Below are 16,312 nucleotides of genomic sequence, written 5' to 3' on the forward strand. Positions count from 1 at the left end.
AATTTTAGCGGGGTGGCAGAACGTCGCGGAATGGACGCTTACTTCCTGCTGTCCTAATGGTGACCCTGAGGCAGGAAGAAGCCGATATTATTCAAGCCTTGAACGCGGGGGCTGATGACTTCATCAGCAAACCTTTTAGGCCGCGCGAACTGGCCGCAAGAGCCTATGCGTCAACCCGTCGCCACTCGCTCCGCACGCCAAGTGCTGCTCAGCAGCAAACATTAGAGTTTGGCCGCATTAAGCTCAATACCAATCGTGAAACAGCCTACGTGGACGGAGAAGAAGTATCGTTGACGAGGCAGGAGTTTCGGTTAGCCTTTCTTCTACTAAACCAGTTAGGAAGTCCGCTTTCACGCTCCTACCTATATGAATATGTATGGGGTAAAAGTGATCCGCCTGGCACTCGTACGCTAGACGTTCATATTCACCGAGTGCGCAAAAAGCTTAGTCTAACGTCGGAATTTGGTTGGAACCTTGTTTCAGTTTATGGCTATGGCTATCGGTTACAGGCACTTGATGAACTAACTGCAGAGTCTTCAGACGACTAAAGCACACTATCAGAGTTTAATAGAAAAACCCGCTTCGGAAGCAGTATCCTAAGCGGGTTTTTACTATGCGAGCATATCAGCACAAACATTTATTACATATATGCTACGGCATTAATCAATATGAATACCAATCCGTCGTGCTACTTCTTCATACGCTTCAATGACACCACCTAACCCCTGGCGAAAGCGATCTTTATCAAGCTTTTCTCGCGTATTGGCATCCCATAAACGACATCCATCCGGGGAGAACTCATCGCCAAGGACTACATCGCCTTTGAAGACTCCAAACTCAAGCTTGTAATCGACTAGCAACATGTCGCCTTCGGCAAACAGCTGCTTAAGCACATGGTTCACTTTAAAAGTAAGTGACTTCATTTTCGCCAGCTGTTCGGGGGTTGCCCAGCCAAAGGTTTCTGCTAGCGACTCGTTAATCATGGGGTCTCCCTTTTCATCGTTCTTTAAGAACAATTCAAAGGTGGGCGGATTCAAACTGATGCCCTCTTCCACACCCAGGCGCTTAACTAGGCCACCTGCTGCAATGTTGCGCACGACGCATTCAACAGGAATCATCTCCATTTTTTTGACTAGGCTTTCAGTATCAGAAAGCTGCTTCTCAAAATGGGTAGGAATCCCTGCCTCTTCCAGGCGCTGCATAATGAAAGCATTGAAGATGTTGTTCACTTTGCCTTTGCGGGCCAGTGACTCTTTCTTTTTGCCATCGAAAGCACTGGTATCATCACGAAAGTGCAGTACCAACAAGTCAGGGTCGTCGGTGGTATAAACGGATTTCGCTTTACCAGCGTAGAGTTCTTGGCGCTTTTCCATAGGGGCTCCGAAGGGTTTCAAAATTAAAAATTAACGTAGGTAGCCGGAGACTCGCTCAAGCAGCTCGCGCTGATCGTCAGCAGTTAAACTACGCTCACTGGCATTAATCGCACGCAGAATGGTCTTATCACCATCAGGCTGAAGAGCTAGACGAATTTGCTGCGACATGCGACGCACATCGGGACTGAAGACAATTTGTAGCGGGTTGCGACCTCGCTCAGTCTCGGTCATGTACTCAACCAGGAATTCATAGTTTTCAGCAGAAGTGGCTAATAGGTCGCGCTGCCCTTCGACACTAAAGTCGAGCTCAAGATAGTGGTCCAGCTCTGCCCAAACACGATCAATGGATTGAGGGATCACAACTTCCCACGCGTCGCCCTGCTGGCGCATTTGCAGCGTCTGATCTTGTGCGAGTCGTTGTGCAGTCCAAGAAGATGCGCTAGCAGTGGCACTGCGTGCGCCTAAGTACTGCTCTAGGGCATCAAGACACACAGTCACACTTTGCCCTGCTTGCTCACAGCGCACCTCACTACTGCCCGCCCTGAGCGCGCTTTGTAGCTTCAACGTGGCTTGAGAGGTCACTATGACACCTTGATTCGCATCGCTTTGCTGAACACCTAGCTGGCGACTATTCGCGAACGCTTCTAACTGAGGCCAGACAGTTCCCGTATCTGCCGCGACCACCAACCAAGTCTGATCACCGACCTGACGACGCTCTACAAATTCAGGTTCTAAACCACTGCCAATTGTCAGCGTCTGGGGGGGAGCAATCTCGGCCGCCTCATCAATACGGCTACCTTGCACCGCTACCTGGGGCACCGGCATGGCATCACGGTAACGCTGTGGATTGCGGGTTTCTGGCAGTACTAAGGGGGGCGCTGGGGTAGCTTCAGTATAATCCAAATTACGGTCGTGATAGTAACCATCGTCGCGCGCGCATCCAGCAAGCGTGACAGCCGTTGCGAGAGCCAGCGGTATCCATTTAAGCGCACGTTTTTCAAGCAAACGTTTTTCAAGAACAGGGCTCATCAAGCCACCTTTACAGTCAACAGGTCGAGTACTCGGCGCATCAACGTACGCCGAGTAGCAAAGGGGTTACGTCGAATTACTCCTCTACGACGCCCGCCAGCTGCAGCGCTTCACTGACAGTGGCGTGGTACTTTTCCGACAGCCAGGTCAACGGCAAACGAATCCCTGCGTCCATATATCCCATGCGATGCAGTGCCCATTTAACCGGAATCGGATTCGCTTCAATGCCTAAATTGGTGTGTAACGGCATCAAACGCGTATTAATTTGGTGAGCCTTATCCGAATCACCAGCTACGGCTGCAGCGCAGAGTTCATGCATCGCTTTGGGCGCTACGTTCGCAGTCACCGAGATATCGCCGTGGCCACCCATCAACATAAAGTCACAGGCGGTGGCATCGTCGCCGGAGTAGAGCATAAAGTCGCTGCCCTTCAAGCGGGTAATTAGATCCTCTGCGCGCTCAAGGTTCCCGGTAGCATCTTTCAAACCGATAATATTCTTCACCTCGGCTAGGCGTACTACCGTTTCATTGTACAGATCAGAGCAGGTACGGCCGGGAACGTTATAAAGAATTACCGGCAGTTTGCTTCCTTCAGCCACCGCTTTGAAGTGTTGGTAGAGGCCTTCCTGAGTCGGTTTGTTATAGTAAGGACAAACCGATAGACAGTAATCTGCGCCGACTTCGCTAGCGTAACGCGCTAACTCAACCGCCTCTGATGTGGCGTTCGCTCCCGTGCCGGCGATCACCGGAATACGACCATTCACCTCTTCTACCACGCTGCGGATCACATCAAAGTGCTCAGCAAACGTCATGGTAGTAGGTTCGCCCGTGGTGCCCGCTGCGACAATGGCATCAGTGCCATTATCGAGGTGGAAGTTCACCAGGCGACGAAGCGCCTCCCAGTCGATGTCGCCATTGACTTTCATCGGCGTCGCCAGGGCGACAATGCTGCCTGTGATCATCCGTTTTTTCCTCACCTGCCAAATTATAAAATTAAGCTACTGACGATGTTCATTGAAAATCGAGAAGCTTCGACCATAAGGGCTCTATTTATAAGAGCCTGTCCACAAGAGACTGCCCACAAGAGACTGTCCACAAGAGCTTTGACCACTAGAACGAGCACTATCGGGGCGATTTAACCTACTGCCATTTTATGCTTTGAACACTTTGCTGTCGTCCCAAGGGAGGCGACAGACAGCAAATGGTACTCAGGCGGCTCGAACCTGTACAGCGCAAAGCGCTGAGAGTTTTCTCACCTGCTCATTACTGGGCGCCTATTCGCTTTGACATAATAGCGTTACTTTCGTGTAATCAACTAAGTAAACCCTCTCATTAAAGGAGCTCTTCATGTCTGTAAAACTCAATCACCCGGTACCTGACTTTTCTGTCCCAGCCACTAGCGATACGACGGTGACGCTGTCTAAGCTGCGTGGCAAGCAGGTGGTTATCTATTTTTATCCAAAGGCCAGCACCCCGGGGTGCACTACCGAAGGCGGAGACTTTAGAGACCGCAAGCCACGATTCGATGCTGCCAATACGGTTATTATCGGCGTTTCTAGAGATGGTATCCGTGCTCAGGAGAACTTCAAAGCCAAGCAAGATTTTAACTTCGAGCTTATCTCCGATAAGGACGAAACCGTATGCCAGATTTTTGATGTTATCAAACTTAAAAAGATGTACGGCAAAGAGCATCTTGGCATTGAGCGCAGTACCTTCCTAATCGACAGCGAGGGTAGGCTTGTTCAAGAGTGGCGCGGCGTTAAGGTACCAGGGCATGTTGATGACGTACTAACAGCAGCAGAAGCGCTTCACGCCAACTAACAAAACCAGGAGCACCGCATCCTGGGCGGGTACAGCGCGAAGCGGTGCCGCGACTGATTCGCAGGCAATTTTTCCGTTCGCGCTTCACGTACTACGGTCAGGTGGCGCCTGCTAATGTTCAGCCAATGGAAGCTGCTTTTCACCTTCTCTCTCGGCTATTCCTCTTGGCCATGCATAAACCAGTGCTTTTAGTAGGGTGGCCAGGGGAATCGCAAAGAAAACGCCCCAGAACCCCCAGATACCACCAAAAAACAGCACCGCGACAATAATGGAAACCGGGTGAATATTATTCGTTTCTGAAAACAACACCGGTGCAAGCACATTCCCATCAAGCGCTTGAATAACGCCGTAAGCGACAACCACATAAGCAAACTGCTCACTGATCCCAAAATGAAACCCGGCAACGGCTGCCACTGGGATGGTGACTACCGCCGCTCCAATGTATGGCACCAGAACAGAAAATCCCACCAGCACTGCTAACAAGGCGGTGTAAGGTAAGCCAAAGAAAGCGAAGGTAAAAAAAGCAACCGTACCAACGATAATAATCTCTATCGATTTGCCGCGTATGTAATTAGCAATCTGACGATCCATCTCATGCCAAATACGCGTTAACAGCGTACGCTTTTGCGGTAGCAACGACAGCGTAAAACCTACCAAAGACTGGCGATCCTTTAGCATGAAGAATACCAGTATCGGCACTAACACTAAGTAAATAATCAACGACATAATATTGCCGAGCGATGCCAGTGACAGCGTTAATGCACGCTGTCCTAGCTGGCTAATTTCCCGACTGGCAACGCCTATCCAGCTCTGCATTTGATCGGGAGTGATTAAATTAGGATAACGGGCCTGAAGTTCGTCTAACCACCCTTGGCCGCTAGCAAACATACGCGGCGTCTCCTGAACAAGCCCGACAAGTTGATTCCATATCAGCGGCATCAAAATAAAGGCCATTGTTAGCAACACGCTAACAAACGCCACAAACACAACAATGACCGCTAGCAAATGAGGCACACCGCGCCGCGTCAAGGCACTCACTACGCCCTGCAGTAAAAAAGCGATCACCAGCGCGGTGAAGAACGGCGCCAGCATCCTGCCAAACCAAATAATGGCCGCAAAACCAGCTACCAATACCAAGAGAAGAATTAACGCCTCTTCGTCTGAAAAGTAGCGATCAATCCAACTTTTCAGAATAGTGCGCATGGTCATGAGTGAGACATCCCTGCTTTGCGTATCCAAAAATAGTACATATCGCCATGCTGCTCGCGCGCTTCTAACACATGATCACTAAGCTCGGTGAAAGATGCCATATCACGCCACGAACCAGCATCCGTTGCTCTTACTTCAAGCAATTGACCAGGGGCCAGCCCAGCCAATGCCTGTTTGGCTTTTAATAATGGCAGCGGGCAGTGCAACCCGGTAGCATCCAGCACCGTATCGGGCTTAATGCTAGCGTTTGACCTGGACTCTGTGTGCTCGGACATACCCTCTCCCCCAAAATACCTACTTGATCAAAATACTTACTTGAATACGGCATTGTTACATAAACTATTTCTTTAAAACGGTCGCTGAGAATTTGATTTAACGGCACTTACCTGCCTGAATCAATGTCACACCGCTGTTTGCTGCGTATATTACTTGAATATCAGGAACACCATGAGGATGCCATGCTGCACCTTCGATTCACACTTTCTCGCCGAGCCTACGCGCTAGCGTTCATGCTGAGTGTCGCCAGTGTTAGCCCACCCAGCTTTGGCTTCGACGATTATCAGCTCCCAAGCCTAGGTGGCGCTTCAACCTCTGTCAGTAACGAAGAGTATCGCCTGGGGCGCGCTTGGCTTCGTCAATTTCGTGCCCAAGCACCACAGTGGCAAGACCCTATTGTAAATGACTACCTAGATAGTCTAGTTGCACGCCTTGCTCCCCACAGCCAGCTTGGCAACCTTCGCACAACGACCGTGATGGTTGATAACGGCTCTCTCAATGCTTTCGCAGTCCCTGGCGGGGTCATAGGTATCAATTCAGGGCTATTCGCCTTTGCTGAAGATGAGGGAGCCTTTGTGTCGGTTATCGCCCACGAGCTGGGCCACCTATCTCAACGACACTACGCCAGGGGCAGTGCACGTGCGGAGCAAACACAGCTGCCTGCAATGGCCGCCATGCTGGCAGGCATGCTCATTGCCGCCAGCGGTGGCGGCGATGCGGGCATGGCCGCTGCTATGGGTTCCCAAGCGGCGCTCATTCAAGACCAATTGTCCTATTCACGACGCTTTGAGCAAGAAGCCGACCGGGTTGGCCTGCAGGCAATGGCAAGTGCTGGATACAACCCAGATGCGATGGTACGTATGTTCAGTGCCATGCAACGGATGGCACGACTCCAGGGCGGCACACCACCAGAGTTCTTACTTACCCACCCGGTGAGCGATAGCCGACTAAGTGATGCTCAAGCACGCGCATCACAGCTAAATATTGCCGACGCCTATACCAGCGACACGTTATACGACATGATGCGCGCCCGCGCACTTTTGAGCATTTACCACAACACACCGCAACAAGCTGCGTCACGACTTGCTCAAGAGGATAGCGAAGAACAAGCGCAACGCTACCTATCAGCGCTAATGGCAGCCCGCAATGGCCAAACAGACAACGCACTGCAAACCCTTGACCAATTGGCCCGCGAGCTACCTGACTATGGCATGCTACCGGCTTCTGCCGCCACCGTTGCGCTAGAAGCACAACGCTATGAGGAGGCTATTACGCGTAGCCAGCGCCTGCTGCGCATCATGCCCAACTACTTACCTGCTCAATTGGTGTTAGCCGAAGCCCAGCTCCAGCGCGATCCTCAAGCAGCTTATGAGTTATTACGTGATATTACTGCTCAGCACCCTGAAACCCCTCAAGGGTTCAATCTTCTTGCCGAAGCAGCCGGACGAAGCGGCTATGACGGCTGGGGACACTTAGCGCGAGCAGAACACTTACAGCTAACAGGCAGAATTGACCGCGGCATTCGTCAGTTGAGCATCGCCAAAGATGCCGCACAGCAAGAGAATGATCAACAGGCACTGGCGCGTATCGAACAACGTAGGGAAGCGTTCATTGAATACCGCGAGGCACTAGAGAAGTTTTGATGTTTCAAAAAAACAGCCCGCATGCTTATCGCATTCGGGCTGTCGCCTTGCTGCCATGGAGAGTTTATACACTAGGCATTAAAGTTCAGCATTCGCTCTAATGGTTTTAACGCCTGCCACCGCAGCGTGTCATCAACAAAAATCTCACCGCTACCGTCACGCAACGCACCCGCCAAGTTATCCAGAGCATTCATCGCCATCCACGGGCAATGTGCGCAGCTACGACAGGTCGCACCGTTACCTGCTGTGGGCGCCTCAAATAGCGTTTTATCGGGCACCGCCTGCTGCATTTTAAAGAAAATACCGCGATCAGTAGCAACGATCAGTTTGTCATTGGGCAACGTTTGCGCGGCTTTGATCAACTGAGAGGTTGAACCTGCCACATCGGCCAGTTTGACCACGGCATCGGGCGACTCTGGGTGCACCAGTACAGCGGCTTCAGGATAAAGACGCTTAAGATCTTCAATCCCCTTTGCCTTGAACTCTTCGTGAACGATACAGGCACCGTCCCACATCAGCATATCTGCACCGGTTTTTTTCTGGATATAGCCACCTAAGTGCTTATCCGGCGCCCACAGTATTTTTTCACCTTTGGCTTGAAGGTGCTCAATAACGTCGACGGCAATCGAAGAGGTGACGACCCAGTCAGCGCGCGCTTTTACAGCAGCCGAGGTATTGGCGTATACCACAACGGTACGATCCGGATGCGCATCACAAAAAGCGCTAAACTCGTCAGCAGGGCAACCAATATCCAGCGAACAGGTCGCTTCCAGGGTGGGCATTAAAACGCGTTTTTCTGGGGATAGAATTTTCGCTGTTTCCCCCATGAAGCGTACACCTGCAACCACCAGCGTTGTTGCATCGTGCCGCGCACCAAAGCGCGCCATTTCAAGGGAGTCAGCAACACAGCCACCGGTCTCTTCAGCCAGCTGTTGAATGGCATCATCGGTGTAGTAATGGGCGACGAGCACCGCATTGTGTGCTTTTAGCAACTGCTTGATTTCGGCTACCCGCGCCTCATCTTCCGCAGGAATGCGGGTGGGGCAGTACGGGCTGGGGAGCGGAGCGTCAAGCTCAGCTTGAGTAGTCATAATAGTCATCGTGTCTACCACTGTGACGAACAGGGAATCCCCCTGTTAAACACCGGTCACGGCGCGTGCACTCCGCAAACGCCGCACTCGATGCGACGAGTCGCTGCGTCTCTCGCGGTGACTCATCGCTCTGCCCGCCATTAGTGCGGGCAGCGCTACCGAGACATCATTGGTAGCTATAACTAAGACTATTGTGGTGTTAAATCGTTGCCCGCTGCAAGCATAAAGTGTGCGTTAGGACGCTTCATCACCGAATAGCAAAACGCCCCTGGCAGCAAGCTACCAGGGGCGTTAAATTTGGTGGGTCGTGTAGGATTCGAACCTACGACCAATTGATTAAAAGTCAACTGCTCTACCAACTGAGCTAACGACCCAAATTTTGCTACGCACCTAGTTGACCACTTGGCGCTATAAACTGGTTCGAATGGTGGGTCGTGTAGGATTCGAACCTACGACCAATTGATTAAAAGTCAACTGCTCTACCAACTGAGCTAACGACCCCCTCGAACGGATGCATATAATACAGACCACCCCTACGCTTGGCAAGTTCTTTTAAAGCTGATTAGCAAAACTTCTAATTAACCCAGAAAAAGCATGGGTTGCTACTCTCCGGCGCTAATGACACGCACTAATTAAAATGTGATATTTAAGCCAAACATAAAGCGTTAACGCACCATACCCATGTGTTTTCGCGACGTTAACAAAGAGAAGCACAGCATGCGCCAGCAACCAACAGTGAAAAAGCCTACCGCCGCACGTAGTGCCCAACCAAAGGCCAAACAGCCTCAGGTACGCAGCCTGATCAAGCAGCACCCCACAAAAAAACTCTCAGAGTTAATTGTGCAGGCAAAAGCGCCACTGGAAGCAGAGCTGTCGAAAGCCCATTTATCAGTAAACAAATCACTTACCCTCTTTTTATCATTCACGGATGGCTTGCAACGAGCAACCGTGGTGCAGTTTTCAGGTAAGCATCTAGCCGAGGTGTGGAAAAAGCTCGCCGACTGGCAACAACGAAAATTTAAAGAGTCGCCTAAGGTACGCTGGCTACGTATTGACTGGGTAACCGGAACGCGGGCCATGCCATGGGCCGACTGCCTAAAAGAGATGCAAAGCGTAAAGCGCAACTATTTCCGCTATGGCGTCTGTCTAGATACCAACTTCCGCTACGCCTTTCTTGAGCAAGAACTCAACGCAAACGCCATGCTGTACCTAGGTGGCAATCAGCCAAAAGCCGCACTGAACAAGAAAAACTTTCTCAGCTATGGTGTGAAGCGCTACGGTAAGCACTTCTCATTACCAGCCCTCCAAGATCAAGCCCTGCTGTTCACCACCCAAGCCATTTTAGTGCAACCCGACAAACCGCATGAACTGCTTCACGGCTATAGCGGCGGTCAAGAAGGTCGCAATACCGGGCGGCGAATTATCGAGCAGCTAGACCCTGCTCAGGTTACCTCATTAATCCAGCAATCCAGCCAATTCCTGGCAGAGCAGGTCGATGCAAAAGGCCGCTTTATCTATGGCATTCACCCCTGCTTCGACAGAGAAATCAACGCCTACAATACGCTTCGCCACACCAGTACCACGTACTCTATGCTTGAAGCATGGGAAGTCACTCAAAGTAGCGAGTTAAAGTCTGCAATAGACCGCTCTATGGAGCACTTAACGAGCCAATTAATTCGCCAATATACCTTACCTTCTGGAGAAACCCTCGCTTACTTACAAGACAGCAACAACGAAATAAAGCTCGGCGGCAACGCGGTATGCTTGCTTGCCCTTGTTAAATACACAGAGCTTACTAATGACCAGCAATACTTGCCGCTTATGGAGCAGCTGGCGCTCGGTATACAGCGCATGCAAAATCAGGACACTGGCCAGTTCCATCACGTTTTAAATGCCGACGATCTCAGCATAAAAGAAGAGTTTCGTATCATATACTACGATGGCGAGGCCGCTTTCGGCCTAATGCGCCTATACGGCCTTACTAAAGACGAACGCTGGCTAAACACCGTTGTAAGCGCTTTTGAGTATTTTATCGAAAAAGACCACTGGAAAACTCACGACCACTGGCTTAGCTACTGCGTCAATGAATTAACTCTTTACCGACCAGAAGAGCGTTACTACCAATTTGGTATCAAAAACGTTTCAGGGCATCTTAATTTTGTGATGGGACGTATTACGACTTTCCCAACGCTGCTTGAATTGATGATGGCAGCTCACAAAATGATTACACGCCTGGAAACCAGCAAGCAGCATCAACACCTGCTGGAGCAAATTGATCTTAAGAAGTTCTACCGCGCATTAGAAGCACGGGCACACTACCTGCTCAATGGTTTTTTCTGGCCAGAATTTGCTATCTACTTTCAGAACCCGCAGCGCATCATGGGTAGCTTTTTTATTCGCCACCACAGTTTCCGTGTACGTATCGATGATGTGGAGCACTATTTGTCAGGGTATGTTGCGTTCTTGACCCACTATCTAAAAGCGCCCTGCGCCCCCTACCCAGTGGTCAACGACCGCGCCTGGAATGCCCATCACATAGAAGCAGCCACAGGGGGGCGCTGGCTTCGACGGCCTACACACGACTGGTTCGCAAAGGGAGTTAAGTATTTCGCTCCGAGCGTTTGTGGTGGCGACCTCGTGGTTGTGAGAGGCGAGGGTGAGAAGGTCGGCGTTCTGCCAAGTCGCGTGAGCACCTTACCAACACCAGCAGGTATCATGGTGAGTTCATCCTCATCATCCACGATGGCGCTAGAAAGCAACGAACTCCCAATACTTGAGGTCGACAACATCGGGGAGGCAATCTTAGCCCTTGGCCGCTATGCTCGAAATCAGCTGAGCGGTGTTGTTGTCGGAGTGACTGGAAGCTCAGGTAAAACGACGGCCGTGGCTATGCTGGCACATGCGCTAGCAACCCGAGGTGACGTTTATGCCAGTGCACACAATGCAAATTTACCGCATGGCGTTGCCTGGAACCTATCTTCAGCAGGATGGGATGTGCCACACCTAGTACTAGAAATGGCAGTCGGCAGAATGCCGACCAGTTCCAGAATGGCACGGCCGCATGTTGCTGTTTTCCTAAACGTCCATCCGGCGCATATAGGTAGCTCACACACAGTGGCTGATATTGCTCGCGTCAAAAGCGCCATTTTCGAGGGTATGTCACCGGGTGGGATCGCTGTCATCAACCGAGATATGCTCGAGTTTGAAATGGTCTACTCGGCCGCCATTAAGAACGAGCAACGCGTCATATTGTTTGGCGAACACGAGCAGAGTGACATACGACTGATTAGCTATGAAAACGTAACGCAGGTTGCCACATTGTCACGTTACGGCGGCCCACAGGAACGCGTGGAAATTGGAGCAGCAGGCCACCATATGGCCTTGAATAGCCTTGCAGTAATAGCCGTCATTACGGCACTAGACTATCCGCTAGCATCAATACTAGAACGCTTAAAAACATTCCGCCCATTACCCGGCCGTGGAGAGGAGAAACTTATTCGTTTTAAGGGTCGCCAATTCACACTAATCAATGATGCCTACAATGCCAACCCAGGCTCAATGGCCGCAGCATTGGATCGACTGGGACATCTCGCTGTTGAAGGACAACGAGTTGCCATTCTGGGGCATATGGAAGATTTGGGGCCATCAGCCGAGCAGTACCACACGGCACTTTTAGAGGCTGTCGAGCGTACTAAAATCGACACACTGTATGTCGTTGGGCCCCATTACCGAACATTCTGGGAGCGTTTGCCTGCTACGCAGCAAGGTGCCCACGTGGCGTCTATTGATGCGTTAAAAACAGTGCTGGCAGATACCTTCAACGATGGCGACGGTGTGCTCGTAAAAGGCTCAAACAGCACAGGAATGCATAAAATCGTTGCTTGGCTGGAAAGCGAGACTGCCTAATCATGGCCGAATACAGCGCGTAGCGACTCAGCCCACAACGGCCTAATGTTGAACGCTGCTTATCGTCTCATGGATGATTTCAAATAACTTCAAAACAACACCGGGCCCGAAGGCCCGGTGCTTTGGCAGTTATGCCAACGTTAGAGTACTAATCAGATCATAGGAGTCTGATCAAACTCATCGTCAAGCGGATTCTTCGGCTCGGAGAAGTCGCCCATTGGCACCTCCTCAAAGCCATCAGTACCACTCGTTACTTGCTCCTCCTCTTCGTTGCTGTCCTCAGACTCAGGGAATACCAGCTCTTCGGTGTCATCACCGAAGTCCATATCGCTAAGGCTGAAGGTACTCATCGCAGCAATGCCTTCATCGTCGAGTTGGCTCGCCTCCCCATCGACCGCTTCAAGCTCAATGATCAGCGTAGCCTCCTCACTCGTACTGCCGTTGGGGTGGGTAAGCTGGTAGACAAACGCCTCCGAGTGCGGCTCAGTGAAGTGCTCCAGGTCACCGTTTGGCGTGTAGCTATAGTTGCCGTTGGCATCCACGGTCAGGGAGCCATAATCTCCTTCGATCGTTATCGGCTCATCACCGATCTCAACATAGTCCCCCGTATCCGGCTCAAGGATCTCCAAACTTGCGCCTATCGCCTCATCGTTATCCAGCAGATTGCCCGATACCGGTACGAAAGCGGACTCGAACTGATCAAGGTAGGTAGCGGCAAAGCTACCATCGATGTTGACATCTGCTGTTACACCAGTGATCTGTGAATGGACTCGGTAAGTTCCGGGGTCGAGATCCAGTCCAGCAATATCGATACTGGCTACTTCATTAGCCACACCCACCAAGTTGCCGAACTCTTGAGAGTGAACCGTTTCCCAATTTTCGTTATCGTCAAGCCGCTGGATGTTAAGGTTGCCACCGCCAAGAAGATTAACCGACGAAGAAGCGATAACGACGCCTGACAGCTCCATATTAGGCTCGATCTCGAATTCTTCACCTTCATAGGGTAAGTTCAAGACTAGCAGAACGGAGCTGGCCGACCCCTCATCCTGGTGGAAGTCGTTATCAGTGACGTTTGTCCATTCGATATCGATGGTGGCGGTATCATCACTAGCCGAGAACGGAATTTCGCCCTCGATCGTAACAGTGAGCTCCGCCTCTGCCTGGCTGTCGCCATCGGATACCGTGTAGGTAAACGTCTCCTGCTGGTTTAGCGAGGCGATATCTCCATTGGCGGTATAGGTGTAGCTGCCATCCTCATTGATCACCAGATCACCGTAGAGCCCCGCAATGGTTGCCGTGCCAGCCTCCAGTTGCACGGTTTGTCCGCTGCTATTGGCGACTTCCGTTATCACACTGCCAACTACCCCAGCCCCCGTGTCCACGGTGCCTTCAGCGATACCATCGCCCTCCAGGCCGTGCTCGGTCAGCGTGGTGGTAATTTCGGTCTGCTCGAGCAGCGTCAGGGTCTCGGTGAGCAAGGCATCAGCAACTGCATCGAGCACCTCATCTACCAGATAGGTCAGGCCAAGATCGTTCAAGCCGCCGACAATGGTATCGACCAGTTCTCCAGCCCCTAGCTCTGTCGTGGTATCCAGTACTGGCTCTAGGATTCCGACAACGACAGTGCCTAAGCCAAGACCCAAGAGGTCAAGAACAGGAACAGTGCCATTCAGGGCATCCTCCACGGCACCCAGCACCACCTCTTGATTTTCTTCACCCAGCACAACACCGCTATCGCCCAACTCCGACAGAGTGAGATCGCCGACCAGTTGGTTCAATGCACTCTCATCGCTGCGCACAATGACCTGATACTGCCCAGGTTCCAGCCCGGTAACCTTTGTGGTTAGCGCTCCGTCATCCGTTAGCCCCAATATACCCAGGCCGGCCACATCACCGACCAAGGGACTGTCCGCGGTGGCTGCGGTGTGCACGAGATTACCGCCTGCATCGTAGACATCGACACGGAAGGCACCGGCCACTGCCAATAGCCCAACTTGACTGACCTCGACCTCCAGATCCCCAGAGAAGGCGTTGAAGTCCTCATTGTCTCCAACAATCACGGTGGTGCCCGCATCTTCTGGGAAGCTATCCAGAAGATCGATTACCTGCACCTCAGAGGTACTATCCGGCGTGTAGTCCAGGCTGGTCTGGTTGCCTAAATTAGCGGTTGCTTCACCATCTATTAGCGCTGTGGCACTGGCAGTACCGGGGGCGGATACGTTACCCACAGCATCGGCCAAGTGGGCCGTGACTTCCAGGGTCCCACCACCCTCCGGCGCTTCAACCTCGGTCACTACTTCCTCAGCGTTGATGTGCTCCTCTGTTAAGGTGGTTTCCACACCATTGACGGTCAGAGTGTCACCGATCTCGGCGTTGGTGTCGGTCAGGTCGATGGTGACTTCGACATTGCCATCCTCATCAAGATCATCGGTGGTAAGGAAGGCATCACCATTACCAATGGTCACGCCCGGCAGGTTCGGTGCGGTGGTATCCGGTGCGGTCGCGGGGGTTGACTCGGATTCGTTGCCTGAACCATCAGTGGCCGTCACCGTTACCTCTTCACCGCCGGCCAGGGCCGGATCAAGTTCCACGCTATAGCTGCCGGTTCCTGCATCGGCGGTGGCGGTACCCAGCACGTTGTCATCTACGTCATACACCGTGACCGTGCTGCCCAGTTCGGCGTCACCGGTGTCTTCACCGTCGGCCAAGGCCGGATCAAGTTCCACGCTATAGCTGCCGGTTTCTGCATCGGCGGTGGCGGTACCCAGCACGTTGTCATCTCCGTCATACACCGTGACCGTGCTGCCCAGTTCGGCGTCACCGGTGTCTTCACCGTTGGTCAACGGCTCATCCAGCGTAACGGTGTAGCTGCCGACTTCTTCATCGGCAATCGCCGTACCTATCTCTTCACCGTTTTCGTCATACACCGTGACCGTGCTGCTCGGCTCGGCTTCACCGGTAACTTCGTTACCTGCAGCATTGAAAGCTGCCGTCGGCATATCTGGTGCGTCGGCATCCCCTTCGCCTGGCACATCGACTAGTGCCACTTCAGCGTTGATATTCGCGGATTTTTCTTCGTTAGTCACAGTATCCACGACGTTCACTGTGAAGCTATCCACACCTGCGCTGCCCGCCTCTGCATTCGGCGTGTATGTGTAAGAACCATCGGCATTTATGACCAAAGTGCCATATTCACCAACGACTTCTATCTCACCATTCACAGGCGTGAACTCAGTACCATTGAAGGCGATGGACTGAACTTCCAGGTTGCCGGCATCTCCGCTAGCGGCCTCATCAATAAAGTTGCCTTCCGCAACCTCACCAACTGTAATGTCCTCAACCTCCAGCAAGTCGGTAGCGGTAACGTCAAGCTCACGAGTGATGGCCACACCAACATTGATCAAGCTTGGATCGGGAACCAGGGTGGCGCGATAGTCGCCCGCATCCAGATTTTCCAGAGTCACCTGCCCTGAAGTACCACCCAAGCCAAGCAGACTCAGTGAAAGCAGTCCTTCGTCGAGATTATTCTCACCATCCTCGACACGTCCCCACTCCCCGTTCTCAAAGCTTTCAACGATCAGAACATAGTCGTCCAGTACACCGACCTCCAGAGCTCCAGAGATATCGACGTTGAACGTGGTCTCGTTGGTATTTTCATCCAGACTGAACTCGACTAGCGGGTGGTCACCAGAGCCAATATCCAGGTTGGCGAGTCCACTTAGAAGGTCGATACCAAGCAAGTCGAACTGGCTATCGCTACCCGTATCCGGCGTTTCTTCCGGCTCATAGCTGATTTCACGCTCCAGATTCGCAGCAACATCGACATTTACTAGTTCGAAGTCGGCGTCGGCATCAGCATCGGCGTCAGCATCGGCGTCAGCGTCAGCGTCTGCGTCTGCGTCTGCATCTGCGTCAGCATCGGCATCTGCATCTGCATCTGCATCTGCATCTGCATCTGCATCTGC

Annotated in this window: 11 protein-coding genes and 2 tRNA genes; 4 read left to right on the plus strand and 9 right to left on the minus strand. The window is 52.0% G+C overall.

The window, feature by feature from the left end:
- The first annotated feature begins 56 nt into the window (after positions 1-56).
- Positions 57-548: a response regulator transcription factor gene (locus INT19_RS11560; RefSeq protein WP_193060836.1), complete on the plus strand. Its 492-nt coding sequence runs from the start codon at positions 57-59 to the stop codon at positions 546-548.
- 111 nt (positions 549-659) lie between these two features.
- Here INT19_RS11560 and purC read toward each other — a convergent pair whose 3' ends face one another.
- The 3 genes from purC to dapA form a co-directional block, all read right to left on the minus strand.
- A complete protein-coding gene (gene purC, locus INT19_RS11565) occupies positions 660-1,373 on the minus strand; it encodes a phosphoribosylaminoimidazolesuccinocarboxamide synthase (protein ID WP_193060837.1) in 714 nt (237 codons plus the stop codon).
- Between the two features lie 30 nt (positions 1,374-1,403).
- A complete protein-coding gene (bamC, locus tag INT19_RS11570) occupies positions 1,404-2,402 on the minus strand; it encodes an outer membrane protein assembly factor BamC (protein ID WP_193060838.1) in 999 nt (332 codons plus the stop codon).
- A 76-nt stretch (positions 2,403-2,478) separates the two neighbouring features.
- Positions 2,479-3,363, minus strand: a complete 885-nt coding sequence (gene dapA, locus INT19_RS11575; protein WP_089039768.1) for a 4-hydroxy-tetrahydrodipicolinate synthase — start codon at positions 3,361-3,363, stop codon at positions 2,479-2,481.
- Positions 3,364-3,748: 385 nt separating this feature from the next.
- On the opposite strand from dapA, the gene INT19_RS11580 reads away from it, so the two are divergent.
- Positions 3,749-4,222, plus strand: a complete 474-nt coding sequence (locus INT19_RS11580) for a peroxiredoxin (RefSeq protein ID WP_193060839.1) — start codon at positions 3,749-3,751, stop codon at positions 4,220-4,222.
- Positions 4,223-4,333: 111 nt separating this feature from the next.
- Here the strand turns inward: INT19_RS11580 and INT19_RS11585 are convergent, their stop codons facing one another.
- Complete coding sequence (locus tag INT19_RS11585; protein WP_193060840.1) at positions 4,334-5,431, minus strand: AI-2E family transporter; 1,098 nt, start codon at positions 5,429-5,431, stop codon at positions 4,334-4,336.
- Positions 5,428-5,706: a sulfurtransferase TusA family protein gene (locus tag INT19_RS11590; protein ID WP_089039771.1), complete on the minus strand. Its 279-nt coding sequence runs from the start codon at positions 5,704-5,706 to the stop codon at positions 5,428-5,430. The genes INT19_RS11585 and INT19_RS11590 overlap by 4 nt, the downstream gene beginning before the upstream one ends.
- A 183-nt stretch (positions 5,707-5,889) precedes the next feature.
- Here INT19_RS11590 and INT19_RS11595 point away from each other — a divergent pair, with 183 nt between their 5' ends.
- Positions 5,890-7,350, plus strand: a complete 1,461-nt coding sequence (locus INT19_RS11595) for a M48 family metalloprotease (protein ID WP_193060841.1) — start codon at positions 5,890-5,892, stop codon at positions 7,348-7,350.
- Between the two features lie 71 nt (positions 7,351-7,421).
- Here the strand turns inward: INT19_RS11595 and nadA are convergent, their stop codons facing one another.
- The 3 genes from nadA to INT19_RS11610 all read right to left on the minus strand — a co-directional run bounded on the left by nadA (position 7,422) and on the right by INT19_RS11610 (position 8,942).
- On the minus strand, positions 7,422-8,450 hold the full coding sequence (gene nadA, locus INT19_RS11600; RefSeq protein ID WP_193060842.1) for a quinolinate synthase NadA: 1,029 nt from the start codon (positions 8,448-8,450) through the stop codon (positions 7,422-7,424).
- A gap of 289 nt (positions 8,451-8,739) precedes the next feature.
- Positions 8,740-8,815: transfer RNA gene (locus INT19_RS11605), tRNA-Lys, on the minus strand.
- A 51-nt stretch (positions 8,816-8,866) separates the two neighbouring features.
- Positions 8,867-8,942 (minus strand) — tRNA-Lys (locus INT19_RS11610).
- A 216-nt stretch (positions 8,943-9,158) separates the two neighbouring features.
- On the opposite strand from INT19_RS11610, the gene INT19_RS11615 reads away from it, so the two are divergent.
- The gene (locus INT19_RS11615) at positions 9,159-12,347 is read left to right on the plus strand and encodes a UDP-N-acetylmuramoyl-tripeptide--D-alanyl-D-alanine ligase (protein WP_193060843.1); all 3,189 of its coding nucleotides are present in this window, start codon (positions 9,159-9,161) and stop codon (positions 12,345-12,347) included.
- Between the two features lie 152 nt (positions 12,348-12,499).
- Here the strand turns inward: INT19_RS11615 and INT19_RS11620 are convergent.
- Positions 12,500-16,312: BapA/Bap/LapF family large adhesin (locus INT19_RS11620; protein WP_226924591.1), on the minus strand; the 3,813-nt coding region annotated here is incomplete at its 5' end.

The sequence above is a fragment of the Halomonas sp. 3A7M genome, assembly GCF_014897875.1.
GTDB lineage: Bacteria > Pseudomonadota > Gammaproteobacteria > Pseudomonadales > Halomonadaceae > Vreelandella.